This window comes from Opitutus sp., assembly GCA_024998815.1.
Lineage (GTDB): Bacteria > Verrucomicrobiota > Verrucomicrobiia > Opitutales > Opitutaceae > Rariglobus.
In genome coordinates this window covers 1563309-1586984 of sequence record JACEUQ010000002.1, presented here as the reverse complement: position 1 = coordinate 1586984, position 23676 = coordinate 1563309, and the positions used below count along the sequence as shown (strand labels likewise).

At 57.9% G+C, this 23676-nt stretch carries 21 protein-coding genes; 8 read left to right on the top strand and 13 right to left on the bottom strand.

Annotation, left to right across the window (positions count from 1 at the left end):
* Window positions 1-62 precede the first annotated feature (62 nt).
* From H2170_14765 to H2170_14740, 6 genes are all read left to right on the top strand, one after another.
* The gene (locus H2170_14765; protein MCS6301337.1) at window positions 63-1688 is read left to right on the top strand and encodes a DUF935 family protein; all 1626 of its coding nucleotides are present in this window, start codon (window positions 63-65) and stop codon (window positions 1686-1688) included.
* A gap of 32 nt (window positions 1689-1720) precedes the next feature.
* A complete protein-coding gene (locus H2170_14760) occupies window positions 1721-2731 on the top strand; it encodes a hypothetical protein (protein ID MCS6301336.1) in 1011 nt (336 codons plus the stop codon).
* A 43-nt stretch (window positions 2732-2774) separates the two neighbouring features.
* Entirely contained in the window at window positions 2775-3170 is a 396-nt protein-coding gene (locus H2170_14755; GenBank protein MCS6301335.1) for a hypothetical protein, read from the top strand.
* 36 nt (window positions 3171-3206) lie between these two features.
* Window positions 3207-3599, top strand: a complete 393-nt coding sequence (locus H2170_14750; protein ID MCS6301334.1) for a hypothetical protein — start codon at window positions 3207-3209, stop codon at window positions 3597-3599.
* Window positions 3600-3691: 92 nt separating this feature from the next.
* Window positions 3692-4594 carry a hypothetical protein gene (locus H2170_14745; GenBank protein ID MCS6301333.1) on the top strand — a complete coding sequence of 301 codons (903 nt, stop codon included), beginning with the start codon at window positions 3692-3694 and terminating at the stop codon, window positions 4592-4594.
* Between the two features lie 112 nt (window positions 4595-4706).
* On the top strand, window positions 4707-4904 hold the full coding sequence (locus H2170_14740) for a hypothetical protein (GenBank protein MCS6301332.1): 198 nt from the start codon (window positions 4707-4709) through the stop codon (window positions 4902-4904).
* A 79-nt stretch (window positions 4905-4983) separates the two neighbouring features.
* On the opposite strand, the gene H2170_14735 is transcribed toward H2170_14740, so the two are convergent.
* Window positions 4984-6054 carry a Fic family protein gene (locus H2170_14735; GenBank protein ID MCS6301331.1) on the bottom strand — a complete coding sequence of 357 codons (1071 nt, stop codon included), beginning with the start codon at window positions 6052-6054 and terminating at the stop codon, window positions 4984-4986.
* A 368-nt stretch (window positions 6055-6422) separates the two neighbouring features.
* Between H2170_14735 and H2170_14730 the strand changes: the two genes are divergently transcribed.
* Window positions 6423-6617: a hypothetical protein gene (locus H2170_14730; protein ID MCS6301330.1), complete on the top strand. Its 195-nt coding sequence runs from the start codon at window positions 6423-6425 to the stop codon at window positions 6615-6617.
* A gap of 151 nt (window positions 6618-6768) precedes the next feature.
* Here the strand turns inward: H2170_14730 and H2170_14725 are convergent, their stop codons facing one another.
* The 9 genes from H2170_14725 to H2170_14685 form a co-directional block, all read right to left on the bottom strand.
* The gene (locus H2170_14725) at window positions 6769-7269 is read right to left on the bottom strand and encodes a hypothetical protein (GenBank protein MCS6301329.1); all 501 of its coding nucleotides are present in this window, start codon (window positions 7267-7269) and stop codon (window positions 6769-6771) included.
* The gene (locus tag H2170_14720; protein MCS6301328.1) at window positions 7266-7976 is read right to left on the bottom strand and encodes a DUF3800 domain-containing protein; all 711 of its coding nucleotides are present in this window, start codon (window positions 7974-7976) and stop codon (window positions 7266-7268) included. Before H2170_14720 ends, H2170_14725 begins: the two co-directional genes overlap by 4 nt.
* A 24-nt stretch (window positions 7977-8000) precedes the next feature.
* The gene (locus H2170_14715) at window positions 8001-9902 is read right to left on the bottom strand and encodes an AIPR family protein (GenBank protein MCS6301327.1); all 1902 of its coding nucleotides are present in this window, start codon (window positions 9900-9902) and stop codon (window positions 8001-8003) included.
* Window positions 9903-9916: 14 nt separating this feature from the next.
* Complete coding sequence (locus tag H2170_14710) at window positions 9917-13108, bottom strand: type I restriction endonuclease subunit R (protein MCS6301326.1); 3192 nt, start codon at window positions 13106-13108, stop codon at window positions 9917-9919.
* A 12-nt stretch (window positions 13109-13120) separates the two neighbouring features.
* Window positions 13121-13801 (bottom strand): toll/interleukin-1 receptor domain-containing protein, encoded by a 681-nt coding sequence (locus H2170_14705; GenBank protein MCS6301325.1) that lies wholly within the window; start codon window positions 13799-13801, stop codon window positions 13121-13123.
* 334 nt (window positions 13802-14135) lie between these two features.
* Complete coding sequence (locus H2170_14700; GenBank protein MCS6301324.1) at window positions 14136-15449, bottom strand: FRG domain-containing protein; 1314 nt, start codon at window positions 15447-15449, stop codon at window positions 14136-14138.
* Window positions 15446-16759, bottom strand: a complete 1314-nt coding sequence (locus H2170_14695; protein MCS6301323.1) for a restriction endonuclease subunit S — start codon at window positions 16757-16759, stop codon at window positions 15446-15448. Before H2170_14695 ends, H2170_14700 begins: the two co-directional genes overlap by 4 nt.
* Window positions 16749-18422, bottom strand: a complete 1674-nt coding sequence (locus H2170_14690; GenBank protein ID MCS6301322.1) for a type I restriction-modification system subunit M — start codon at window positions 18420-18422, stop codon at window positions 16749-16751. The genes H2170_14695 and H2170_14690 overlap by 11 nt, the downstream gene beginning before the upstream one ends.
* Before the next feature lie 121 nt (window positions 18423-18543).
* Window positions 18544-19191: a helix-turn-helix transcriptional regulator gene (locus H2170_14685; protein MCS6301321.1), complete on the bottom strand. Its 648-nt coding sequence runs from the start codon at window positions 19189-19191 to the stop codon at window positions 18544-18546.
* 137 nt (window positions 19192-19328) lie between these two features.
* On the opposite strand from H2170_14685, the gene H2170_14680 reads away from it, so the two are divergent.
* A complete protein-coding gene (locus tag H2170_14680; GenBank protein ID MCS6301320.1) occupies window positions 19329-19463 on the top strand; it encodes a DUF2384 domain-containing protein in 135 nt (44 codons plus the stop codon).
* A 196-nt stretch (window positions 19464-19659) separates the two neighbouring features.
* Here the strand turns inward: H2170_14680 and H2170_14675 are convergent, their stop codons facing one another.
* From H2170_14675 to H2170_14665, 3 genes are read right to left on the bottom strand one after another with little or no spacing between them, the layout of a single operon-like run.
* Entirely contained in the window at window positions 19660-20547 is an 888-nt protein-coding gene (locus H2170_14675) for a ParB N-terminal domain-containing protein (protein ID MCS6301319.1), read from the bottom strand.
* A complete protein-coding gene (locus H2170_14670; GenBank protein ID MCS6301318.1) occupies window positions 20544-21431 on the bottom strand; it encodes a ParB N-terminal domain-containing protein in 888 nt (295 codons plus the stop codon). The genes H2170_14675 and H2170_14670 overlap by 4 nt, the downstream gene beginning before the upstream one ends.
* Window positions 21428-22993: a recombinase family protein gene (locus tag H2170_14665; GenBank protein ID MCS6301317.1), complete on the bottom strand. Its 1566-nt coding sequence runs from the start codon at window positions 22991-22993 to the stop codon at window positions 21428-21430. Before H2170_14665 ends, H2170_14670 begins: the two co-directional genes overlap by 4 nt.
* Window positions 22994-23676: the final 683 nt, after the last annotated feature.

The following is a 23676-nucleotide window of genomic DNA, read 5'->3' as shown; positions in this document are numbered from 1 at the left end:
CTCTGTGTAACCACTCCGAAATCCGACCTCTGCCTCCTGACCTCTGTCATCTTCCTCCCACCATGTCCCCATCTCCCATCATCCGCCCCACCGCCCGCGACTTTGAACCGCAACTCTTCGGCAGCAGCCTCTCGCCCGACGCCATTGGTGAACTCCTCGACGCCGGCGCCCGTGGCGACCTCGCCGCACAAAGCGATTTGTTTAACCTGATGGAAGACACCTGGCCGCGTCTCCGCGCCAACCTGCAGAAGATCAAAAACGCGATCCGCAAGCTGCCCCTCAACGTCCAGCCTTACACCCCGAAGAACGGCAAACCCTCGGCCACGGCCCAGGAAAAAGCCGCCTTCGTCGAGTCAGCGCTCCACCTCCAACGAGGTTACGTGGACACGACCCGGGCCCCGCTCGGCTCCGCCGTTTACGAACTGATGGACGCCGTTGCCCGCGGCCTGTCCGTCGTCGAAATCGATTGGGCCAACGACACCACGGGTTACGTGGTGCCGGTCGGGTTCCGCCGCGTGCCGACTCGTTACCTTGGCATAGACACCGACGGCACCCTCGCACTCCGCCTAAACGGTAACAACATCGCCACTTCAGATCGGAAGCTCGTCCCCTTCGCTAAACACCCCGGCAAATTCCTCACCGGCATTTTTCATTCGAAGTCCGGCTCCCTTGGTGAAGCCGCCCAACTCCGCGCCCTGGCACCGCTCTGGCTCGGTCACATGCTCGGTTGGGAATGGCTCGTGCAAAAAGCCGAACTCTTCGGCACACCGCTGCGCTGGGCCAACTACCCAACGACCGCCACCCAGCTTGAAATCGACGCCATCACGTCAGCGCTCCGCAACATGGGCACGGCCTCCTGGGGTGCATTCCCGCAGGGCACTAACCTGCAAATCATGCAGGGCACCACCCCCGGCGTGTCCGGTCCCAACGATCCGAGCGAACGCCTCATGGGCATCGCCGACCGCGCCTGTGACATTATGCTTTTGGGGCAAAACCTGTCCGTGGAACACAACGGCGAAGGCAGCCGTGCCGCCACCGAGGTGCACCGAGAGGTCGAGTTGGATCTCTTCGAAACTTACGCCGAATACATCGTCGCGATTCTTAACGACCAACTCATCCCCCAGTTGATCGCCCAAAATTGGGGCACCGCCGACGAAGTGCCCTTCGTTGAAGTGGAAATCACCCGCCCCGAGCGTGAGCAGGAAATGGCCACCCGCGACAAAACCCTGTTTGTGGACATGGGCCTGCCCGTCTCCCTTCAATACCTCTACGAACGCCACAAAGTCCCGTCGCCAGCCCCGAGCGAAGCCCTGTTTCAACCGGCCAAACCTATCACTCCCGCCCCGCCGAGTCCGGCCTCCGGCAACCGTCCTCCGTCCGCTCCGACCTCTGCGGCCTGCACCTGCGGTTGCGGAACGCCCATCGACGCGGCCAGCGAATCCGCGTCATCCCTCGCCGGCCGCCAAGCCGCTGCCGAGGCCGCATTCCCCCAGCAACTCGCCCAGGCCGAGGCCGCCGGCGATTACCTCGTCTGGGACGCGATCCTCGACGGCCGCACCACCGAAGTTTGTCTCGGTCGTCACGGTCACCGCTGGGGTGACGGTTGGTTTTCGCCACCGCCCGCACACTACAACTGCCGCAGCTCCCTGAGCCGCGTCCCAAAGGCCGACTACCAGCCGCCCAAGTGAGCGCGCGCCACCGTTGACACCGTGGCGATGGCATGGACCTCGCCACCAACAACAAAAACGCCCCGCTACACGCCGCCTTCGCAAACGCCCTGACCGAAGGCGCAGCGCTCCCCTCCGACATCCAATACATGCCGCCCGGCCGCCACCGCATCCGGGCGTCCCAGGGCGGCAAACCCGTCTCCGTCGAAGTGGCAGTGAACGCGGCCACCGCCGCCGTCCTGCAAACCTTCCTCGCCGCAAAAATGACCGCCGCCGCCGAGGGCTGCGAGGACCGCCCTTTTTTCGATTTTAACCATGAGGACCGCGAAGCCTCCGCTTGGCCGACCGAATTTTATTGGGCTGGTGACGAGCCGCAGACCGGCGGCGTCCGCGCCCGCCTCGACTGGTCCGACGCCGGCAAAAAGTCCGTCGAAGGCCGAACCTTCCGCCGCTTTTCACCGACCTTCCACCTCGACGCCTCGGGCCAAGTGACCGGCTCCGAAATCAACATGGGCGGCCTGGTCAATCGCGCCGCGTTCAAGCGTATCGCCCCATTATTCGCCGCCGCGCCGGTTGACACGGTGGCTGAGTCGATGCCCATGCAAAACCTCATCTCCACCCTCCGTTCCCTTTCGCTCGTCGACGCCTCCGCCACCGACGAAGCCGACCTCGTTGCCCAGCTCACCCGCCACGCCACCGCGATCAAAAGCGAACTCGCCGGCCTCCAATTGCTCATGGCGACGCAGGCCCGCCACCGCGCCGAGGCCCACGTTGACGCCGCTGTCCGTGCCGGCCGGTTACCTGCCAAGGACACCGACACCCGTGGTTTCTGGGTCGATGCACTCCTCCGCGACGAAACCAAAGCGGTGAAAGCCCTCGAAAGCCTCACGATCAACCCGGTGCTCGCCCGCCTGACTACCGGCACCGACGACACCGTTACGCCTGCCAGCCAGATCACCCGCCAAGAACAGAAACTGGCCACCATCCGCGCCGCTCACCCCAGCGCCGATTTCCAGACCATCTACGCCAAGGCCAAAGCCGAAAGCCCCGACCTCTTCCGCTAACCCAACTCCTAGCTCACAGCTCTAAGCTCCCAGCTCGCTCCCCATGAAAACCTCTCTCGCCCGTACCAACGCCATCCTCCCCTTTGAGGCCAACGCCGACCTCACCGGCTACGTTGGCCGCTTCATCGTCCTCACCGCAGGCAAAGCCGCGCTCCTGAGCTCGGCCACCGTCAAACCCCTTGGCGTCCTCCTCTGTGACGGCAAAGCCGCCGAACGCGTCACCGTCGCCCTCGGCGCTGGCGGACTCGCTGGCACTGTCCGCGTCAAACTCGCCGCCACCGTTTCGACCATCGGCGCGTACCTGCAAACGACCGCCGACGGCCGCGTTCAGACCGACGCCGGCACCGGCGCCCGCACCCTCGTTGCCCAAGCCCTCGAAACCGGCGTCACCGACGAACTCGTCGAAGCCATCCTCATCGCCCCCCAATCCCTCACCTAATCCCGGCTCCAAGCTCATAGCTCCTAGCTCATTCCCATGCACCTCACCCGCACCAACGCGATTATCTCGGTTATGGCCGACGTCGATCTGACCGGCCAAGAAGGCCGGTTCGTTCGGCTTAGTAACAACGAAAGCATCTGCCTGGTTGATTACGCCCTCGAAAAACCCCTTGGGCTGCTTCTTACCGGCGGCAAAGCCTACGAACGCGTCACCGTGGCGATTCCCGGCGGCCTCGCTGGCACAGTCCGGGTGAAAATCACCGGCCCGGTCAGCTTTGGCGAGCAGCTGCAACTCACCGCCACCGGCTGCGTTGAAGGCTACAGCAACGACGCCCCGCGGATGGTCGTCGGGATTGCACTCGAAGCCGGAGTTTCCGGTGAACTCATCGAAGCCGCTCTCTACACCCCGGTCTTAACCCCCGCCGTCTAACCTCCGAGTCGTTCTCGTTCTCTTACTCCTACTCGTTCTCTCGGTCCGAAATCCGACCTCTGCCATCTGTCCTCTGTCATCTTCTTCCCTTCATGTCCTCCTCCAAATACAACGTCACCCTGACCAACTACGCACGCGGCTTGTCGCAAGACATCTCCGCCACGCTCGCCAACTTCCTCGCCCCCGAGGTCGTCGTCCCCGCTGCCACCGGCCAATATAAAAACTTCGACGACAAAAATACCTTTCAGGTGGTCGACACCTCGCGCGCCGTCGGTGGCCCCGCCAAACGCCTCGAATTCGCCGCCAGCGATCCCACGTACAACTGCCTCCCGCAGGCCCTCGAAATCGCCATCGACGACCACGAACGCGACGAAGCCGGCGAAGGCGATCCGCTTCGCCTCGAAGAGGCCAAGACGCAGACCCTCGTTTCTTCCGCCGTCACCTCGCACGAAGCCAAAGTGTTCGCCGCCCTGACCGCGCTGGCTGCTGCGGCCAACATCACCCTGGCGAGCGACGACCCTATCGCCAAACTCGACGAGCAAATCGAAGCCCTTGCGACCGACACCGGCCGCATGCCCAACCGCCTCGTGATCGGCCTGCCGCTCTGGAACAAGCTACGCAACAACGCCAAAGTGATCGCCCGCTTCCCCGGTGCGGCCTCGATCGGTGTGAGCATGGCCCAGTTCAGCTCGTTGCTCCTCAACCCCAGCATCGACATCCGCGTCGGCATCTTGGCCCGGGACACGGCCAAGCTCGGCTTGACCAAAGCCAACGTAAACATCGTCGGCCAGCAGTTGGTGATCTTCCACGCCAACGCCAGCCCCACTCTTTATGACCCCAGCTTCATGAAAACCTTCCGATTGCGCCGAGGCGGTGCGGACGTCGTCCGCACCTACCGCGACGACGCCGCCCGCTCCGATATTCTGGCGGTCGACTGGAGCGAAGACATCCGCGTCACGTCCCCCGTCTGCGCCCGCAAGCTCACCGCCAGCTAAACGCCACCCACAAAGAGCGCACCACGGGCGGCCGGTCGAAGACGACCGCCGCCCGTTTCTGTGTCCGGCCTACTCGCTACCCACTACCCGCTACTCGCTACTTTTCAAAAAAATGTTCCCCGCCACCCTTTCCATCCTCCGCGACCCGGTCCCGTATCACGGCGCGGTAGGCTTTTTCGCCTTCACCACCCTTGAACGCCTCAACGCCTACGTCGGCCTCATGGTCGGCATGGCCACGCTCGTTTACCTCTGCCTCCGCATCCGCCGCGAGATCCGCGACCGCAACGCCAAGCCCGCCCCCGAAGACTGATTCCGACCTGCCGTCCTCCGTGCCCTCATCCGACCTCCCATCCTTCTCTGTGTAACCACTCCGAAGCTCCGTCCTCCGCCTACGTGCTCAACAGCTTAAACAGCGGCTCGTTGATATAAAAATTAGTCCGCCCCAGCTTGAGCTTACGCACAATCCCTGCCTCGCAAAGCTCCGTCAGGTACTTGGTCGCGGTCTGTCGGGACACGCCCAAGTCGCGCTCGATGAACTCGATTTTGGTGTAAGGATGGCGGAACAGGTTATTGATCAAATCCTGACTGTAGAGTCGCGGCAGCTCCGCACGCAGTCGCTGCTTGGTGGTCTGCATCAGGTCGCGAATCCCCTGAACCTGCGTGAGTGTCTGGCGCGAGGTCTCCTCTACCGCGCGCAGCATGTAGAGCACCCACGCCTCCCAGTTGCCCGTGTCGCGCACCGTCTGCAAGTGGTGGTAATAGTCGGCTTTGTGCCGCACGATGTAGCGGCTCAGGTAGAGCACCGGCAGATCGAGTAAACCGTGCAGCACGAGATGCAGCAGGTTGAGAATGCGCCCGGTGCGGCCGTTGCCATCGTAAAAGGGGTGAATGCTCTCGAACTGGTGGTGCAGCACCGCCATCCGCACCAACGGGTCGAGTCCATCGTCCCCCGCATGGAAGTACTCGAGGAAGTTGCCCATCAACCGCGTGATTTCCTCCGGGTCTTGCGGCGGGGTGTAAATCACCGCCCCGGTCTCCTGATTTTTAAGCACCGTCCCCGGCAACGTGCGCAGCCCGATCCGGCTTTCCAGCAAGGTGGCCTGGATAGCGAGCACATCGTCGAGACGCAGAAACCGCTGCTCGCGCACCCGCGCGAAACCCAGCTTGAGGGCGGTCGCGTAGCTGTGGACCTCCTTGGTCGCCAAGGACGGAAACTGAGCGGCGACGGCATCGCCCTGAAACAGTTCGTCCTCCGTGGTCACGATGTTTTCGATTTCCGAGGAATCCTTGGCCTCCTGCAGCGCGAGGGTATCGATTAAAATCGACTCATTGGGAATGGTACCGGCGGCCCCCTTAAGTTCCGCCAGTTGACGATGGGCACGGGCGAGCTGACGCAGCACGGCAGGAGTCTCCAATGCGACCGTTGAAGGCAAGGGAAGGGGCGTGAGCGGAGTAGTCATATGTAAAGCAAACACCCATTTTCTTGGCACGTCGCCAAAACATGTAAAGAAAACCGCCATTTTTAATACATGTTAACCCAACGTGTTAACTTTTGGCCGATTTTTAGGGCAGTTCAGCCCTCCGCTCCGTCTTGCTCAGTGAGCCTCTGTGTCCGCGCTCCTGCCGCCTCTGTGACAAACTCCGAAATCCGGCCTCTGTCCTTCAATCGCTGACCTCTAAACGCTGACCTCTGACCTCTAAACGCTGACCTCTGCCCCCTGACCCCCGCCGTCCTCCGCGCCCTCATCCGACCTCCCATCCGCCTCTGTGTCACCACTCCGAAATCCGGCCTCCGTCCGCCGCCAAGTTGACACGCCGCCCCAGGCGTATGCCCACCAAACTCCTCCACATCCTCTCCTTCCTTGGCAAAGCCGCTGGCCTCGCCCTCACCATCGCCGGCCCCCTCTCCGCCACCCCCATCGGCCTGACGGTCTTCGCCGCCGCCTCCCTCCTCAAAGACGCGGTGAACCACTTCGGCGACCTCGCCGACGACGGCAAACCCAACGACTCGTTCAAACCCTGACCGGGTCAATTACACTCAACCCATTGCCCAGTTGCGAGTAACACGAAAAACTTGATTTTCCTGAAAAAGTGCCGATGTTGACCCTGTTCATTCACCATGTGTGAAAGGAATTTTCGAAGCCGTCTCTCTCAAGGAGGCGGTTTCAGTCTTTTTAGCGGCCTTGGCTATGGAGCAGCCAGTCCCGCTTTAACGCTTTGAGTGTACCTGCGTAGCTGACGGGATACGCGGTTTTCAATAAATAGGAGCCGTTACGTTCCCATAGAATCACCAAATAATTCGCCTCTTCCAACCAGAGGGCCCACGGCTGATTCCCGTGGCGTTTCTGTTCTGGAAACACCTTCACCCGAGGGTCACCGTCTTTCGCCGCCTTGATCACCCAAGCAATCCACCGCACCCGCTTGCAGCGCTCGGAATCGGGCGTCCGGTCGTCTTCTATACGCCCTTCCTGCATCATGTGCCAAAAGGCGTAATGCTTGCCGAAGGTTTCGGGTTCAAACCGACACCTCACCTTTTGGCCTTTAAACGTAAGCCCGCCCCATGCGACTTCGCTCAGGTAAATCCCGTAGATGCCGTCCAGATAGGCTCTAAAACGCGCGACAAAATCCTCGCCGGGAAAATCGTCCACTTCCACCAATGCGGGTAGCTCGCTCATGCGCTTGGCTGCCCGGCCTCCCAGCAAAACAGGTTGAACTTCCGCGCCCGCAGCAGCGTGTTGCGGGTCAGCTGCAATCCAGACCGGTGCTTAATCCGCTCAATCAACTGTTGTTTAGCGGCACTCCCCGCGAGCCCGCGATGCACGTAGGCCAAGGCCCCGGAGAGTAGATCACACACCTGGAGTTGCTCGATCTCATGGCTCCGCACGGTCTGCACCCGTTCGATAATCTGCCGGTCAAAATCATACTGACTCTTGCAAAGCACATCATGGAGCTTCGTCACCTTCGCACTGCCAACCGTGTCCTTGATGTCTAAGTATATACGGTAGTGGGAATCCGGGTTAAACAGCACACTGAGAAGCTGGAAATACATTTTGTAGTACCAGGTGTCGTGATCCTGCCCGAACTTGTCATGGGTAAGCTTCGACTTATCCGGCACCACCAACGCCCGATAATGCAAATCGTCGGCGTCGAAGAAATAGTCGATGACCGCCAAGTAATAATCTACTTTCGCCGGCGAGACCTTCGTCCACTTAGCCTCGAATGTGGCCGATAATCCGTGCGCACGTTTGATTTCACGCAATCGCTCGGCAATCGCACGCGCCTTGTCCTCCGGGCACCAAACAACCCCCAATACCATCGCCTTCTGGTGATCGTGTTCGAGGTGGCAGCTCTCGTCACAGTAGAGGTTGTAAATGGTTTTCATCGATGGTTTTACAATCCCGTACGACTATTCGGCGGTTATAATGCTCTTAATTATAGAGCGAGGCGACGGTTGCCCATTCGAGGCCCGCGACATAGTTCTGCGGAATTCGGCTATGAGGGTAAGCAATTTGGGGGACGAGCCTGTGGGCTTGGCTAGTTTATCCGATTTCAGGAACTGATTTAGATCACCACCGAAACCAGGTTCTTTCTCTACGGTGTTTGTGGAGTCGGGCTGGCCCTGCGTAAGGTATTCGTCGATTAGGTTAGCAGCATCGTCACATAGTGCTTCCGCCGCGCCTCGATCCTTCGCGGAAAGGATTTTTATGACTGCATTCGTGATATGCTCATGAGTCGTTGCCATGCCCTCGGCCGACATCACGCCCTTGAGCAGTGAAATCACGACGAAACAGAATAGATACCGGCTCGATCCGCGGGTTGGCGTTTGCGCACCACGGCCAAATTTGAGCCGATCCGCCTCTGTATCCAACAAGTATGCGGCATAGAAATCCTCTACGCCAAATGCCCGTTCGCTTCCATCAGTTCGATTGACGATTGCATTATAAATCGTGCCACCAGGTAAGAACGGCGGGTTTTTTCCCCAAGCTGTGCCAGGCTCTTCCAGCCATCCAGCTCCATAGACTTTCATTAATCCGAAAGCGCTGGCCTCCGACTTGAATTGGGGCGTTTCAGGATGTTGTTTCTGATAGGCTTTCTGCGAATCCCACCCACCGCGTTGAATCTCCAAGAATATACAATGCTTCTCTGCCATCTCGCGTGACCAAGTCTTGAAATCGCCGGTCAGCGCCAAAAAGTCTTTTTCTGTCACAGAGTTCTGACTGTTCGTAAATCGGGTGATTTCAGTCAGCAAGGTTCCGTTCGCTTCGTTGACTTGCACGACTTTGACTACCACACACCCGTGATCGAGCTGCTTGATCCAAGCCTTTAATTCAGGGTTCTCCCCCGTGCCGCCGGCATCTAGCCGTCGATCTAACACGTCCCAAAGAGTACGCGTGGTTTGGCACCCGTTTACAATGTAAGGCGTGGTCAACCCCAACTTATCCGCAGCCGAATCAACCTTCTGCGCGACGATTGTGATGCCGTTATTAAACAAACCGAAATGCTCAGGTTGTTTCTCCAAAGTGTTCCTAATCTCAACGTTTACCTTGCGGCGTCCGCCTAGATAACGCCTCACATTTTTTTCGTAGATTCGATCAAGCTCTCCTGACTTCGCCCGGTAGCCCTGGAGAAATGAGTATATGCTGCGCAAGCGCACCGTGCCAACCCACAGATGCTCACCGGAACTTGCAAACTCTGCGACCAGATCAATCGGCCCAATGGCTGGCTCCGTCGGCGTGTCACCTAAGTTTTCGAAGATTGTTTCAACTGATACCGCCTCAACGTTGAAAAACGCGCCCAGACGCTTGCGACCAAGCGTTTGCACATCATCCAATGCATCCCGTTCAGCCTGCGTTAGAGGTTCTACGGTAGCGAAAATGAGGACGAGCCGATCCCGCTCCGACGCCGACTTCATAAAAGTCCGCAAGCGCTCAACCAATCCCTCAGCGAGCGAGGATAATCGCGTGCGCACCCCCGACAAGGTTTCGAATACTTTGCGGGCTTCTTTTATCAGTGTGTCTTCTCCGGCAAAGGCCGTGCCGTATTTACCCTGCACGAGATACCACGTGTCTCCGCTGGTGGTGTCGTCACTGGAATCCTCGGACTTTAACAAGACGGCGAGGTCAATCCCGCCGTCGCCAGCTCCATCACAATAGATCAACTCCGGACCGTTTTCAGGTAGGTCGAGCCACTCGGTCATCAGCTTGTGCGTGAAACGATTCCCCTTCGCAGTGGTCGATGGATTGCCTGCCTTGATTTCTGCAAGCCACTCGGCACGGAATGAGTCGAAACTAACTAAAGGTTTGGTCATATAAATTCTCCGGTTTATTTACTCCACACATCCGCCAGCGCCTCAGCTTGCTCGATGACGCGCGCGACCGCTTCGTCCTGTCCGTCCGGTGGGTATTTATATTTTCGCAGCAGCCGTTTGATCAAAATTCGCATCTTGGCTCGCACACTCTCTCGAACCTGCCAATCAACCGACGTACTGTTACGGAGTTGCTCGGTGAGTTCGGTCGCGAGCTGCTTAAGCGTCACATCGCCCATCGTACGCAGCACTTCCGGACGCTCCGCCAAGGCGTCGTAAAAAGCGATTTCATCCGACCCTAGCCCCAGTTCGTCATTGCGGCCCAGCGCTTCCTTAAAGTCACCGGCCATCTTGAGGAGCTCCTCGATCACCTGGGCGGTTTCGATCGCTCGGTTGTGGTACTTGCGCAGGGCCTCCATCAGGCGGTCGCCGAACTTTTTCTGCAGTACCACGTTGGTCCGCGTATGGGCTTTGATCTCATCACGTAGGAGTTTCTCAAGCAGCTCCACCGCAAGGTTCTTCTGCGGCATGTTGCGGATGTCTTGAAGGAAATCCGGCGAAAGAAGACCGATGTTTGGCTTTTTCAGGCCGGCGAGTGCGAAAATGTCGGCTACGCCTTCGGAGATTATAGCGTTGTCGAGGATGCGGCGCAGCGTGGTGTTTTTCTCTGCCTCTGTGCGCTTCCGGTCGACTGTGGTATATTTCACGATGGCTGCCTTTACCGCTGAAAAAAATGCAATTTCAGTTTTCAGCTCAGCCACTTCGTCGAGCGTACCGCAAAGGGCATAAGCGCTTGTGATTTCAGCAACTAAATCAAGAAACCGCTTTTTGCGGTCGGGCAGCTTTTGGACGTCAAGGATGTGGTTTGCCGCCGGCACGAGTAACACCATGGGGTCGATGCGATAAGCCGAGTAGTCGAAGCCGTGAAAGAGCCCGCGACACGCGTCGAGGCTGGAAAGGAGTTTCGGCAGGGCTTTCTCTCCGGTCTTGTTCGATTGGCAAGGATCTCCGCGCCCCTTGGATTCAGCGTAGACCTTGAGAGCCAGCTTTAAATCGTTGGCGATCCCAATGTAGTCCACCACAAGACCGCCGGGTTTGTCCTTGAAGACGCGGTTCACGCGGGCAATGGCCTGCATGAGATTGTGCCCTTTCATTGGCTTATCGACATACATCGTATGGCAGCAGGGGGCGTCAAAACCGGTCAGCCACATGTCGCGCACGATTACGAGGCGTAGCGGATCAGCGGGGTTCTTGAATCGCTTTTCGAGGCGTTTTTTCTGCCGCTTGGTCGTTGCATGGGGGCGTACCGCGGCGATGTCCGACGCGGTGCCGGTCATCACCACCTTGATCACACCTTTTTCGATGTCATCGCTATGCCATTCCGGGCGCAGCTCGATGATAGCCGCGTAGAGCCGGGCGCAGATTTCGCGGCTCATGCCTACAATCATCGCCTTGCCGGTGATCACTGCGTTGCGCGCTTCGAAATGCTTTATCAGATCGGCGGCAATTTCCTCGGTGCGCTCCTTGGCTCCGACGAGCTTTTCGAGTGTAGACCAGATTCCCTTAGTCCTTTCGCGTAGGGCCATGTCTTCCTCATCCTCGACGACTTCTTCAACCTCGGCGCATAGCTTTTCGATCTCTGCGCGGTTGACGTCGAGTTTAGCCAGACGGCTCTCGTAGAAAATCTCCACCGTGGCACCATCTTTCACCGCGTCCTGGATATCGTAAACGCTGACGTAGTCGCCGAACACGGCACGCGTGTCGTGGTCGCCTTTATCGATCGGCGTACCGGTAAATCCAATGAAGGAGGCCTCGGGCAGTGCGTCGCGCATGTATTTCGCGAAGCCATAAACATATTTTTTCCCGGTGATAAGTTTGGTGTCCTTGTCCCGGACGTTCACGAGCCGGGCTTTAAGCCCGTATTGGCTACGGTGTGCTTCGTCGGAGATCACCACCACATTACTGCGCTCACAGAGCACGGGGTGTTTTTCGTTTTCTCCCTCATCGAGGGAGAACTTTTGGACCGTTGTAAAAATAATGCCGCCGGCCTGACGAGAGGCGAGTTTCAGGCGCAATTCCTCACGACTGTCGGCTTGCTCGGGCGTCTGCTTGAGGAGTTCCTGAGCCTGGCAGAAGGTTTCATAAAGTTGGCCGTCGAGATCGTTGCGGTCAGTCACGACGACGATGGTCGGGTTCTTCATCTCTGCCTGCTGGATGAGTTTTCCGGCGTAGCAGACCATGGAGATGCTTTTGCCCGAACCTTGGGTGTGCCAGACCACGCCTGCCTTGCGCGAGCCGGGCACGACCTCAGTACCATAAGACGCGCGCGGCTCTTCGACTGAATCAGATGCGGCAGCCTGCGCGGCGATGACGGTCACCCGAACAGCTTCGCGAACAGCGTGGAACTGGTGATAGCCCGCAATCTTCTTTACCAACCGATCCCCATCCTGCTCGAACAGGATAAAGTGTTTGAGATAGTCGAGGAAGAGGGCGCGGTCAAAAAATCCACGTATGATCTTCTCGATTTCATACTCTACCACCGGTCTGTCGTCCTCGTTTTTCACCGTTCTCCAAGGGAGAAAGCGCCCTTGGTCGGCAGTAAGTGATCCGACGCGCGCGGTAAATCCGTCGCTGACGATCAGTGCTTCGTTATAGTTAAAAATATCCGGCACCTCCTCCTTGTAGGTCTGGAGTTGATGATATGCCTTCCACACGTCGGCGTTTTCATCAGTAGGATTTTTCAGCTCGATGATCGAAAGTGGCAGTCCGTTTACAAACACCACGATGTCCGGCCGCCTCGTTTTCTGCGGGCCACGAATCGCAAACTGGTTGACGACCAGAAATTCATTCGCGTCCGGTTTTGTGAAATCAACCAAGCGGGCGTGATCATGTTTCACGTCGTCGCCCTGCCGCCACGACACCGCCAACCCATTCAATAGCAACCGGTGAAAATCGCGATTCCGTTGTTCCGCCACCGGGTGATCGAGTTTCAATAATCGTAGAAGTGCCTCATCTAAAATCGGCGGAGGAATTTGCGGGTTTAGTGATGCTAGGGCTCGCGCCAATCTCCCGACCAAAACCACCTCGCGATAGCTCTCGCGCTCGGGAGTCCCGCCGTCATGGGCGATGTCGGGGCCAAACGCGACATTCCAGCCAGTGTCTTCAAACCAGCGTAGGCACTGTTGTTCAAGTTGGTCTTCGGTAATCATATCCGGCGTAAATTAGAATGGAACTGATTCGCTGGTAACGGCTTTTGTTTTGTCTAGCGGCTTCCCGAAAGTTTGAAAAATTGCTTCGGCAACCCCGAACGCATTTTTAACTTGGTCGTTCTCCATACATGCGCGCCGCAGGCGCTCTTTCTCGTCATCGGTAAAATCAGAAATACCGCCGAATGAGACCCTCAATGCCTTAGCCATCTGGAAGGATGTCGCTGCCTCAAAGCTACTAACCAATGAGCGGCGCATTTCCCCGTGCGTTTGTGGATTTAGCAACAAGGCGTCCACTATCGCGGACGCGAGCACCGCCGGTTGTTCCAGAGTTCCACTCACACCCTGATACTTCCCGCCGAAACCATATGGATCTATACCCAGTCTTACCGGCAACACCAACAGACCGCGACCTAGCGCCCATCCGACTTCCTGATCGGTCCAAGGGCTCTCACGAAATGCGGGCGTCAACAGCGTCGCCAAGGCGTGCATGGAGCGCAGTCCCAATTCGATCTCGTTGCGCCACTCCAGGCTCGGCTCGATGTCCTCGTGCGCGACAAACGCCGCTACGCCTCGCCACGCCAGTTCCTGCTTCAACCGAGACACCGCGACCTTGTGCACGGCAAGATGGCTCAAAAATAGCCGGAATCGGCTCACCGGCCAGATTCGTTGAACTTCGGCATCCGACGGTGTCATCCGTTGCCCTAATGAAGTTTCGCCGGGGGCGATGGGCGAAATGGTCACCTCCCCTAGGATGTTCCGGGGATATTGGCGCGCTAAAACGGTCAGCTTAGCTCCGAGCTCTTTCTCTATGCTTGCGAGGCGCGGGTCGAGGGACGCCCACAGAGGAACTGGCACCTCCAACCGCAAGGCCCACGTGTAGGTGCCCCCGTCCCAGTTATCGTAATTCGTCTCGTCGAAACGGGCATGGGAGCTCTCGCAAACCTCAACCAGCTCCGTTTTGCCCTGATGCCTGAAAATATTGGCTAGGGTCGCGATTATCTCCGTGACTGGCTTGGGAAACGTGCCTTCAGCCATTGGATGCCTCCCTAATACTGACAGAAAAAGCGTCAGGCCCGGCCTGCGGCTGCGAAAGCTCAAGAAGCTTCCGCACCGTTGGCTCCCGCTGGTCCGCCGGATAGGCGTAGCGGCGCAATGTCACCGGGAGCACTGTGCGGAGCCGTTCTGCACGTTGCTCCTCGGTTTCCCCAGCACGTCTGTCCAGCAGTCCAGCAATCTCCTCTGTTAGAGTAACCAGCCGTGCCGGCTCTACTTGGGGTGTGCGCAGCATATCCGCGAGCTTGACGGCGATCGGATTTGGCACCGTGGGTGCAGGAGCGGTCGGCACCGCTGTGGCCAGGGTTTCCGGGGGTTCTGCTTTAGCGAAACGGTTGTCTGCGGCTTGGTCAGAGATCAGCGTATTACAGTATTCCGCCGCCCCGATCAGGTCGGGGAAGAGACTGGCGTGATGCACGTTCATCCGTCGTAGGTGGCGTAGGCAGCCGTCGCGATCCTCGTTTTTGATATAAATCTTACAGATATATTTAGCGAAAATTTCCGGCTCAGCGCTAGCATAGTCATCGGTGTCATCTGGGGCGCGCTGGCGTTCGGCCGTACGAAGTTCATCATCTGGGAATTCCGTATCCGATAGTACATCCCCGAGCTTATTCTCAAGCGTGGCGTCGTAGGGCGAAAACGTGAACAATCCGGCTTGGTTCACCAAACGGCCATGGTCGTCTTTCCGAGGCTCCAGAACCCGGATTTCAGGGCACAGCTCATCGTTATCAACGAAGGTCTTATTAAGTAGATAGACCACCCGGTAAGGGTTTTTCTTCTCTCCAGGCGCATCTGGCGTCGCGAACGCGAAAAACAACGCCACGTAGGGTGAATAGGTCCAATCAATAAGAGGGGTCATCAACCCGTGATGCTGGCCCACCGCCCAAAGTTCGTCGCACTGGCTCTGCTCATCATGTTCGAGAAGCGCGCGGTCCTCGATACGCCCACGGATTGCTCGCCGAAATTTGGCGAGCTGCTCGTCAGCCAGTTCTTTTGTGACGATACCATTTTCCATGAGGCGACCGAGTGTCGGCGTGAGCCCCCAATCATAACGGCGCTGTCCCCTATATACGAGGTGCACACCGGATCGATTGAAAAACGGATCTTCGATCAGGCTGGTGAATTCTCGCCAGTTTTCTATGCGTGTTGCGGGTATTCGGCCACTCGTCGCATCGGCAAACACCTCAAAACGATTATTCGGTAACTCCTTTGCCCATAATGGACCCTTGTTGAAATAGGCTGGGAGTTGCTCGTCTTCGAGCGTCGGGCTGAGGGCTATCTTGCTCATGCGGGTTCGGCCTCCTCGGCAAACTGCATGACGCTTAACTCGCCGTTAAAGAGTTTGGGCAGTAGGGTGTCACGAAGCGTGGCGAGCGTGCGAGATTGGTCAGTGTTGGCGCGGATCTTGGCGAACAGAGGTTCTATACTCTTTGCGAAGGCTTCACCTATTTCCGGTGAAGGGAGCATGAACGGAATGCGATTTAAGTTGCCTTGATTCAGCTTGAGCTGGACAGCGCCGTTCACGAAAGCCGCGATGTTACAGCTTTTGAGATGCAGAAGAAGATGTTCTGTGCTGATACTATTCTTCCCCCTGAGGACATGTGCATGGTTGTTTACCCAAAACTTGCCCCAGACGTATTGAAGCACAGCTGTTCCGTCCACGTTGATAACGGAGCCGTCCTCACCCATAAGCACGTAGATGCCGTCGAAAAGGTAGTCATCGACGTGGTCCATGACTGAGGCTGCGCCGTGGTATGGATAAGTCCCTTTCCTCGCTTCACGTTCCCTCCCTGATAGTGGAATCCTTTTTGAGTCAAAGATTTCAATCACATCCTTGAGCGTTGTTGCTCTCCACCCTGTCGGAACAACGGCATCGCTCTTGTTGTCAAAGTTTGAGGGAAAAAGAACCGATGTTGCATCATCAAGACCCACAAGTTTTTGGCCTGCTACCTTCGCGTGCACTGGATCAAAATCCACAAACCAGCTCTGGAAGAGCACCCGTGCCATCTCCTCCAACGTCGCGTTAATACGTCGAAGCGAATCGATGCGCCCGTCAATGGCACCCAGCGTGGCGGCGATCTCCCGTTGCTCATTTTTCGATGGATAGGCCGCGATCATGCGCTCAAGGTCGCGCTTGGTCACATGGCCGAGCCCGGTGGTCTGTTTGTTCTTAGCTATCCCGATGAAGCTAGGTTTAAGGTAACGCAGGAGATAGAATAGAAATTCCGGCAGCACCTCATCCTTCGCCGTGACCCGGAACACATGCTGATTGAGCCAGCCCTCCGGTCCATCCCAGCGGAAGACGTCAATCGACGTTTCCGGCTGGCCCGACCACGAAAAAAGCATGTCGCCGGAGCGCACCCGCACCTTTTCGTCAAAAGTCTGTGTTGTAAATTTAGTCTGCCCCGTGATACCTCCCTTGATTTCGGCAATCTTGATCACCGGCATTCCCGATTTGGAAAACTGAAGGTCGCGAAACGCCAAGCCGTTGACCCAGTTGGCCAACGAATAGAGCGGCGCGTGTGTCCAGCCCTCTGGGAAACTCGGCTGATAAAGCCAGCTCCGCTCCTCGGCGTGTTGCTCGGTATCAATCTCCATAACCGAGTCCTTTCAGCCGCGCTTCGATCAACTGTTCATACTTTGCGGACTCCTTGAACTGTGTGCGCAGTTGAACGACCAGCCGCGCCATCTTTTCCTCAAACGGCTCTGTCTCCGCCTCCGCTTCCTCGGCGCCTACGTAACGCCCCGGCGTGAGCACGTAATCATGTGAGGCGACCGTGGCGATGAGGGTGGATTTACAAAACCCTGCCTCGTCCGCATAGCCTTTGCCTCGTTTCCATGCACGGAAGATGCCGATGATCTTTTCGAGATCTGCGGCGGCAAAGTCGCGCAGTACTCGATCCTTCATGAAACCGAGCTGTCGGGCGTCGATAAAAAGGATTTCGCCAGTGCGGTCGCGATTCTGCCCGCGTGCCTTTTTGCTCTTGGTGAGAAACCAAACACAGGCAGGGATTTGCGTGTTGGTGAAAAGCTGGCCGGGGAGTGATAGCATGCACTCCACTAGATCGGCCTCGACGAGCGCTTTTCGGATTTCGCCCTCGCCCTTGGTGTTGGAGGACATGGAGCCGTTGGCGAGCAGTAGGGCCATCGAGCCGTGGGGTGCGAGGTGATAAAGCATGTGCTGGACCCAGCCGAAGTTGGCATTGCCCTTGGGCGGGACGCCGTAAACCCAGCGCGGGTCGCCTTCGAGTTTCCCGTCCCACCATTCGCTGATGTTAAACGGCGGATTCGCCATCACGAAATCGGCTCGCAGGTCGGGGTGCTGGTCGCTGAGCAACGTGTCGGCGGGCTGCTTACCGAAGTTAAAGTCGATGCCGCGGATTGCCATGTTCATCGCGGCAAGGCGCCAGGTGGTGGGGTTGGACTCCTGTCCGTAAACGGAAATCTGGCCGATCTTGCCGCCATACTTTTCGATGAACGCCTCGCTCTGCACGAAGAAGCCGCCTGAGCCCATCGCCGGGTCATAAACCTTGCCCTGATATGGCTCCAGCATCTCAACGATCACCGAGACGATGCTCTTCGGAGTGTAGTATTGCCCGCCTTTTTTGCCCTCAGCCAAGGCGAACTGACCGAGGAAATATTCGTAAACGTGGCCAAGAATGTCCTTTGCGTTGAGACTGGCGTGATTGAACGGGATGGACGATATGACCTCGCTGATGAGGCCCACCAACTTGCTCGGCTCGATCTGAAGTTGGCTGTACCGGTTTTTCTCGATGATGCCCTTCAGTCGGGGATTCTCCTTCTCCACCTCTTCGAGCGCATCATCAATCAGGCGGGCCACGGAGCGGATCGTGTATTTCGCCTCCTTGCCGTTGCTAACCGTTATCTCCGTGCCGGCTGGTAGGGCGGCATGGTCCTGAATCGTTTTCCATCGTGCGAGAGCGGGCACCCAAAAGACGTTCTTCTCCGTAAAGTAGTCCCGATCCTCCAACTCGGCATTGATCGCGGCCTCGTATTCGGCCTCAGAATTATAATCGGCGCGGTCGAGATAGTAATCGCATTGAGGATCGGCGAACGCGGCGCGCAGCTCACCGCGTCGCATATCGAACGCGTCGGAGACGTATTTGAGGAAGATCAGCCCCAAAACCGCATGCTTATAAACGGCAGCGTCGAGATTCGAGCGAAGGCGGTCGGCGGCATTCCAGAGCTTCTTGTCGAGTTCTTCGAGGAACAGCTGTTCTTCTGATGAGGCTTTTTGTATCACAGGCGTAAAAAATTAGGCAAAGCGTTTGTGGATAATCGGGATACTGCACATGGCCACGTGTCTACGTCGTAATTCACGACGCACTGGGCAATCAGCGTGCGAGTGGGGCCTTTCGTTCTCATGAAATGACCTCCAGCACGAGCCGAGCCGCTTCCGCCGCCGTGAACACGCGAATCGCCGGAGCTTCGACATCGGCAACGGCCGCAAATTCTCCCTCAAACGGCACCGCGATGATCACTAAATCACACCGCAAGAGTTCCCGCAGTCGTCGGGCGATGCCGACGGTTTTCTCGAAATCCCGGCCGACATTAAATTTACACTCAATGCCGACGCGCTTGCCCTTTGCCTCAATGAGGAAGTCCACCGAAGCGATCCCCTCGCAGGCGTCGCGCCGATAGGTAACGCCGACTTTGTCGAGTTCGCGGCCGACTGCGTTTTTGAAGGTGATCGCCTGGGTGCGAGCTTCCAGCCACCGCTCGACGCGTTCGCGCTCCTCGCCTGGGTTACGAGCATCAGCACTTAAAGCTTCTTCGCCCAATACCTCAGCCAGGGGACCGGTGAACGCACGCAGGATCATCTGCTCCTCGTGTGTCGAGGTGCAAAGCCGCTTCATCAAGCGAGTGAGAGTGACCTGCTTGGGTTTGGCGTGACCGGTAACGATACGACTCAACGAGGTTTCGCTCAGGCCAATGTCCACAGCCAATTGCACGCCGGTCAATTGCCGGCGGGCCATTAGGAGACGGATGCTATCACCAAGAGCGTTCACGGCGCAGGGATTTAGGTTTACTTAAACCGCACTACAAGCGCGAACACCGTTTATTTCACACACATTAAGGCGCTCCCGAGAAATGGGGTCGCGTCGTTACATGGATTCATCGGCAGTTCAGTCTCGGGTCTGCCCGGGTGATCGAACCGGCGCAGGTCGGCCGCTGGTTGACGCACCCCAATCCCGCCTTTGACGGCTCCACGCCTCTGCAAGTGGTGGAGCGCCGCATCTGGCGCATGCTCTACGACGTCGAATCCGGCCAGCCGGGTTGAGTACGCGCCTGCGTGCCGTAGCGCTCGGCCGGCGCCTTTTCGTTTCAGAAGAGGTAATCACCCGACCACAAAAGAACAATGTTTCACCAGGCCTTGCAGCCTCATGCCCCTATTCGCCTCGCGGCTTTGGTCGTTGCGGCGTTCGGGTGCCAGCCCGCTAAACTCGGTTCAGGTCGCAGTGGTTCGGGTGAAAGTGTTATAACGCGTCGAGGGCCGCGAGTTCTTGGAGCTCCTCCAAAATCTCCGGGTGTCGCTGATTTAAAAAGCGCTTCACCTTGGCGTTTTCCAAAAGCCTGCGCACATAGCGCTGGGCCGCCCCGAGGTGCAGCGTGTTTTCCCCATAACGATCCTCGAAAAGTCGGTAATCGCGTCCCAGCGATTCCATTTCCCGCTCCATCCGTGCCAAATCTTCCGCCGCTAGGCCTCGTACTTTTTTCGGCACGTTCGGCTGCGTCATTTGGTCACGACTCGTCCCCACCAGCAGCGCCTGCACATAGGCATACGTGTAGTTGTTCCCGCTGGCCATCAGCTGGGCCATCTCGATTTGCCTCAGCGGCTTCACTTTTTTAAACAGCGTGAGTGCGTTCTGCGTGATCGGTTTGTCCTTTAATATCTGCACCACCTCGGGGTGGATGCCCACCAGCAGCCGTTTGCGCAGACCCACCGTCCTCTCATCAATGTCCAGCGCCTTGGCGATTTCCGCCTCCGTCACGCCCTCTTTGAGCGCATGCAAGATCATCCGATGCTCTTGGATGATCGCGATGCGGCTTATCTTGTCGTTATAGGTGAATGCATCGTCAGTCGTCGACACGAGGCAGAGCCCGCTTTCCTTGCCAATTTCTTGCAGCGCCTTCAGCCGCATATGCCCATCGAGCAGCAAATAAGTCCCTCGCGCGGCACGGTTCGGGAACACCACCAACGGCTCAACCAGTCCAATCGCCTTAATGGACGCGAGCAGCGTGCGGTATTTCCCAAAACCGGCGTCCATCGGCTTCACTTGCCGAATCGGCAGGATCGCACTTAACGGCAGTTCAATGGCCTGCTTTTCAAACCCGATCAGGATTTTCTTTGCGGTACTCTTCATGATTGACGAACCCGCTCCACCATAAATTTAGGCAGCGTCTGGAGCGCCTCCGCGCGCAACAGAGTTGAGAAATTCTCGTCCGCCAGCAGCGCCTTGAACGCCGCCGTCAGCGAGAGCAGGCGCGTCTCGACGATCTGCGCCTTTCGTACCAGCAAGCGTTGCCGCTGGGTTTCTTTTTTATAGGCAAGAATCAGTCCGTCGGCACTGGTGCGAGTGCGGACTCTCTGTCGTGAGTCTCGTGTAAAACTACGGCCAAAACTCTTCCGTTGATCCATTAACCGCTTAAAAGTGAGCAAGGTTTTCTGGTTCATCTCCTTGCGTTCATAGGCTTCAAGCAAAACGCGTTGGCTCTCCTCGTCATCGGCACCGGCGATCGGCACCGCAATGGTGATCGGCAGGCGCCCCTGTAGCACCGCATCCAGCACCCGCTCCTCGCCACTTTCCAGGAGTTTGATGATGCCACTCAGATATCCCTCGGCGAGGCCGGTCTTGCGCGCGATGTCCGCGACCGAATTACCCTGACCCTGCATCCACTGAATCATGCGAATTTGGTCCACTGCGCGGATGCGCCGCCGGGCGATATTCTCCACCAGACTCGCAACCAAGCTGTCCGTTTTCGTCATCGTCCTTATCAAGGCGGGGATTTCCGTCTGCCCCAGCGCGATGAACGCCTCCAGCCGTCCCTGACCACACACCAGCTCATAGGTCGGTTGCCCCGCCTCATCCGTCGGCCCCTCTGTCACGGTGATCGGCCTCTTGAGGCCCACCGCACCGATGTTCTGCACAATCAGCTCAAACTTGCGTGGGTCCCGGACACGCGGATTACCCACCCGCACCGCCTTCACCGGCACCATCACGACTTCCTTTTCGTCGCCGGGCTTCATGCTACCTCCTCAATTGATATCCGCTCCGTCATCTCGTAAAAGAAAGCCAAGTCATCGAACCGGTAGGCATCGAGCAGGGCGTCGTTGCACTCGGCCAACCGTAGCCGCAACGCCAGCTGATCGAGCGCTGGGAACAGGTAGTAATCTTTAATTGCCTGATTCGTTTCATCCATCCGGGCCACAACCGTGATATCCGGCCGGTTACTTGCCTCGAAGCGCACCAGCCAGCGCGTCGACCCCGCCTCCGTGCGCAGGCACCGGGACAACACCAGCGACACGACCAGCTCCTGATCCAGCACCAATAATTCCGTCTCCGGGTCACGCTGAACCCGCACCCCGATCTTCGCCAATTCCGTGATCACCTCTTGCACCACTTCCGGATGTTTTTGCCGCAGGAATCGATTGACCTCGATAAAGCTAAAATCCGTTTCCGGCACGTAACCAATCAGTTGATAGGCCCTCACCAAGCTGCCAAAGCGGTTTCTAAAAGCCGCACTCGACGGCAAGTCCTCCCGCTCGTCGATGATCACCCCTGAAATGTGCCCGTGTTGGCGCAGCACATCCCTGAGTTTGTCCAACATCTCATCGTCGCTGAAGCGCTTCGCCCGGGCGATAATCACCTCCTGCACCCGGGTGAAATCCTCGGCCGACACGATGGCCGGAAACGCCCCCTGAACGCGGATCCACATGTCCGGCGGGTTTTGCACATGTTTCCGTTTCAGCTTAAACGAAGTCCGGTGATAGACGTTGTTGCCTAGGTATTTTTCGTTGGTGAGGAGTTGATGCACGGTGCCCCGCGTCCACGGTCGTCCAAGGTCGGTTTTCAGTCCGCGACCATTGAGCCGGTCGGCGATTTCCTGCTCCGCCACGCTTTCGTCCAAAAAGGCACGATACACCCCGCGCACCACCGCGACCTCTTCATCCGGCCCCAACGCCAGAACGACGCGGTCGGTTTGCAGGCTTTTATGTTCACCCACGGCCAAGACTCCCTTGGGCTGCCCTGCCTGATCGACCAGCATTCGGCGCAGCCCATAGCCCGCCGTGCCGCCCTGCTTATAACCGAGCTGAATCAACCGGCAGGCCCCCTGGAAAACCTTGGTCGAAAGCTCGCGGCTGTATTCGCCGGCCATCGAGCGTTTGACGCTTTTGATGATGTTCGAAGTGGGGGAGCCGTCGTTCTCGAACTGCTCGGCGCAGTAGTGGACGGTGATGCCGGCGCGCTTGCAGATGTATTCGTAATAGCCGCTCTCGTCGGCATCTTGAAACCGGCCCCACCGGCTGACGTCGTAGGCGAGAATGCATTTGAAGTCTGCCATGCCCTTTTCGACCTCGTCGATCATCCGGCGCAGGCTCTCGCGCCCGCGCACGTTGAGGCCGCTTTTACCCGCGTCCTCGAACACGCGGACGATCTCCATGCCCCGGCGGGCGGCGTATTCTTTGATACGGTCGAGCTGGTTCTCGGTGGAGTACTGCTGATGCTCGGTGGACATGCGGACGTAGGCCGCCGCGGGGATCGCGGCGGCGCCCGTCGAAGGGAGCGGGAGTTGCGTAGGCCCGCCCATGATTAAGACAGGAGGAGGGTTTTAGCCAGGAGCCCGAGTGGACCGGGTTTTGCGTTGAGAAGTCGAGGCAGGGCTGGGGTGCAGGATCGCATTTCCGCGCACCATGATTTCGTTCAAGTCGGCGGCGATGACATCTTGTAACGCATGGCCCCGGAGCCACCCGATGATCCCAACGAGAGCAACGACTTGTGGTGGCCAGGAATCTTGTAACACAGCGCAGGAATCTCGCGGAAAGAACGCTGCCAGCAAGGAGCGTAAATCAGGGGATTGATCCGTGGAGGTGTCAGCATGCGGAAGGTGCCGTTGCCAGTATTTCGGATTGTTTTTCCGCCATTCCTGAACGCGGTTGAGAGCGGCGGAACCGGCGTGGTAGTCTTGGCCCTTCTTGTTTTTGAGCCAACGCTTTTGACTCAGCTGATGGCTGACTTTTTGGCACGCGGGCCGGGTGCAGTATTTTTGCCGACCGGCCGCACGCGGCTCAGGAATAAACGGTGTACCGCACGCGGCGCACTGGGGCTGACGAGTAGTTTTTTTTGCGTGATGAATTCATGCCCAAAGAGGGTGAAGGGAAGGTCGTCCGGATCGCGACCCAGCCCGTATTTTGTCGATTGTTTAGGCACGGAGGGTTGCCCGCTGATTGCGTCCCCTGAATCGCAGCCCTCCCTCTTATGCCCCCGAAATTA

Coding starts and splice junctions, on each gene's coding strand:
- H2170_14765 (MCS6301337.1), top strand. CDS start 63: ATGTCCCCATCTCCCATCATCCGCCCCACCGCCCGCGACTTTGAACCG.
- H2170_14760 (MCS6301336.1), top strand. CDS start 1,721: ATGGACCTCGCCACCAACAACAAAAACGCCCCGCTACACGCCGCCTTC.
- H2170_14755 (MCS6301335.1), top strand. CDS start 2,775: ATGAAAACCTCTCTCGCCCGTACCAACGCCATCCTCCCCTTTGAGGCC.
- H2170_14750 (MCS6301334.1), top strand. CDS start 3,207: ATGCACCTCACCCGCACCAACGCGATTATCTCGGTTATGGCCGACGTC.
- H2170_14745 (MCS6301333.1), top strand. CDS start 3,692: ATGTCCTCCTCCAAATACAACGTCACCCTGACCAACTACGCACGCGGC.
- H2170_14740 (MCS6301332.1), top strand. CDS start 4,707: ATGTTCCCCGCCACCCTTTCCATCCTCCGCGACCCGGTCCCGTATCAC.
- H2170_14735 (MCS6301331.1), bottom strand. CDS start 6,054: ATGACTACTCCGCTCACGCCCCTTCCCTTGCCTTCAACGGTCGCATTG.
- H2170_14730 (MCS6301330.1), top strand. CDS start 6,423: ATGCCCACCAAACTCCTCCACATCCTCTCCTTCCTTGGCAAAGCCGCT.
- H2170_14725 (MCS6301329.1), bottom strand. CDS start 7,269: ATGAGCGAGCTACCCGCATTGGTGGAAGTGGACGATTTTCCCGGCGAG.
- H2170_14720 (MCS6301328.1), bottom strand. CDS start 7,976: ATGAAAACCATTTACAACCTCTACTGTGACGAGAGCTGCCACCTCGAA.
- H2170_14715 (MCS6301327.1), bottom strand. CDS start 9,902: ATGACCAAACCTTTAGTTAGTTTCGACTCATTCCGTGCCGAGTGGCTT.
- H2170_14710 (MCS6301326.1), bottom strand. CDS start 13,108: ATGATTACCGAAGACCAACTTGAACAACAGTGCCTACGCTGGTTTGAA.
- H2170_14705 (MCS6301325.1), bottom strand. CDS start 13,801: ATGACACCGTCGGATGCCGAAGTTCAACGAATCTGGCCGGTGAGCCGA.
- H2170_14700 (MCS6301324.1), bottom strand. CDS start 15,449: ATGAGCAAGATAGCCCTCAGCCCGACGCTCGAAGACGAGCAACTCCCA.
- H2170_14695 (MCS6301323.1), bottom strand. CDS start 16,759: ATGGAGATTGATACCGAGCAACACGCCGAGGAGCGGAGCTGGCTTTAT.
- H2170_14675 (MCS6301319.1), bottom strand. CDS start 20,547: ATGAAGAGTACCGCAAAGAAAATCCTGATCGGGTTTGAAAAGCAGGCC.
- H2170_14670 (MCS6301318.1), bottom strand. CDS start 21,431: ATGAAGCCCGGCGACGAAAAGGAAGTCGTGATGGTGCCGGTGAAGGCG.
- H2170_14665 (MCS6301317.1), bottom strand. CDS start 22,993: ATGGGCGGGCCTACGCAACTCCCGCTCCCTTCGACGGGCGCCGCCGCG.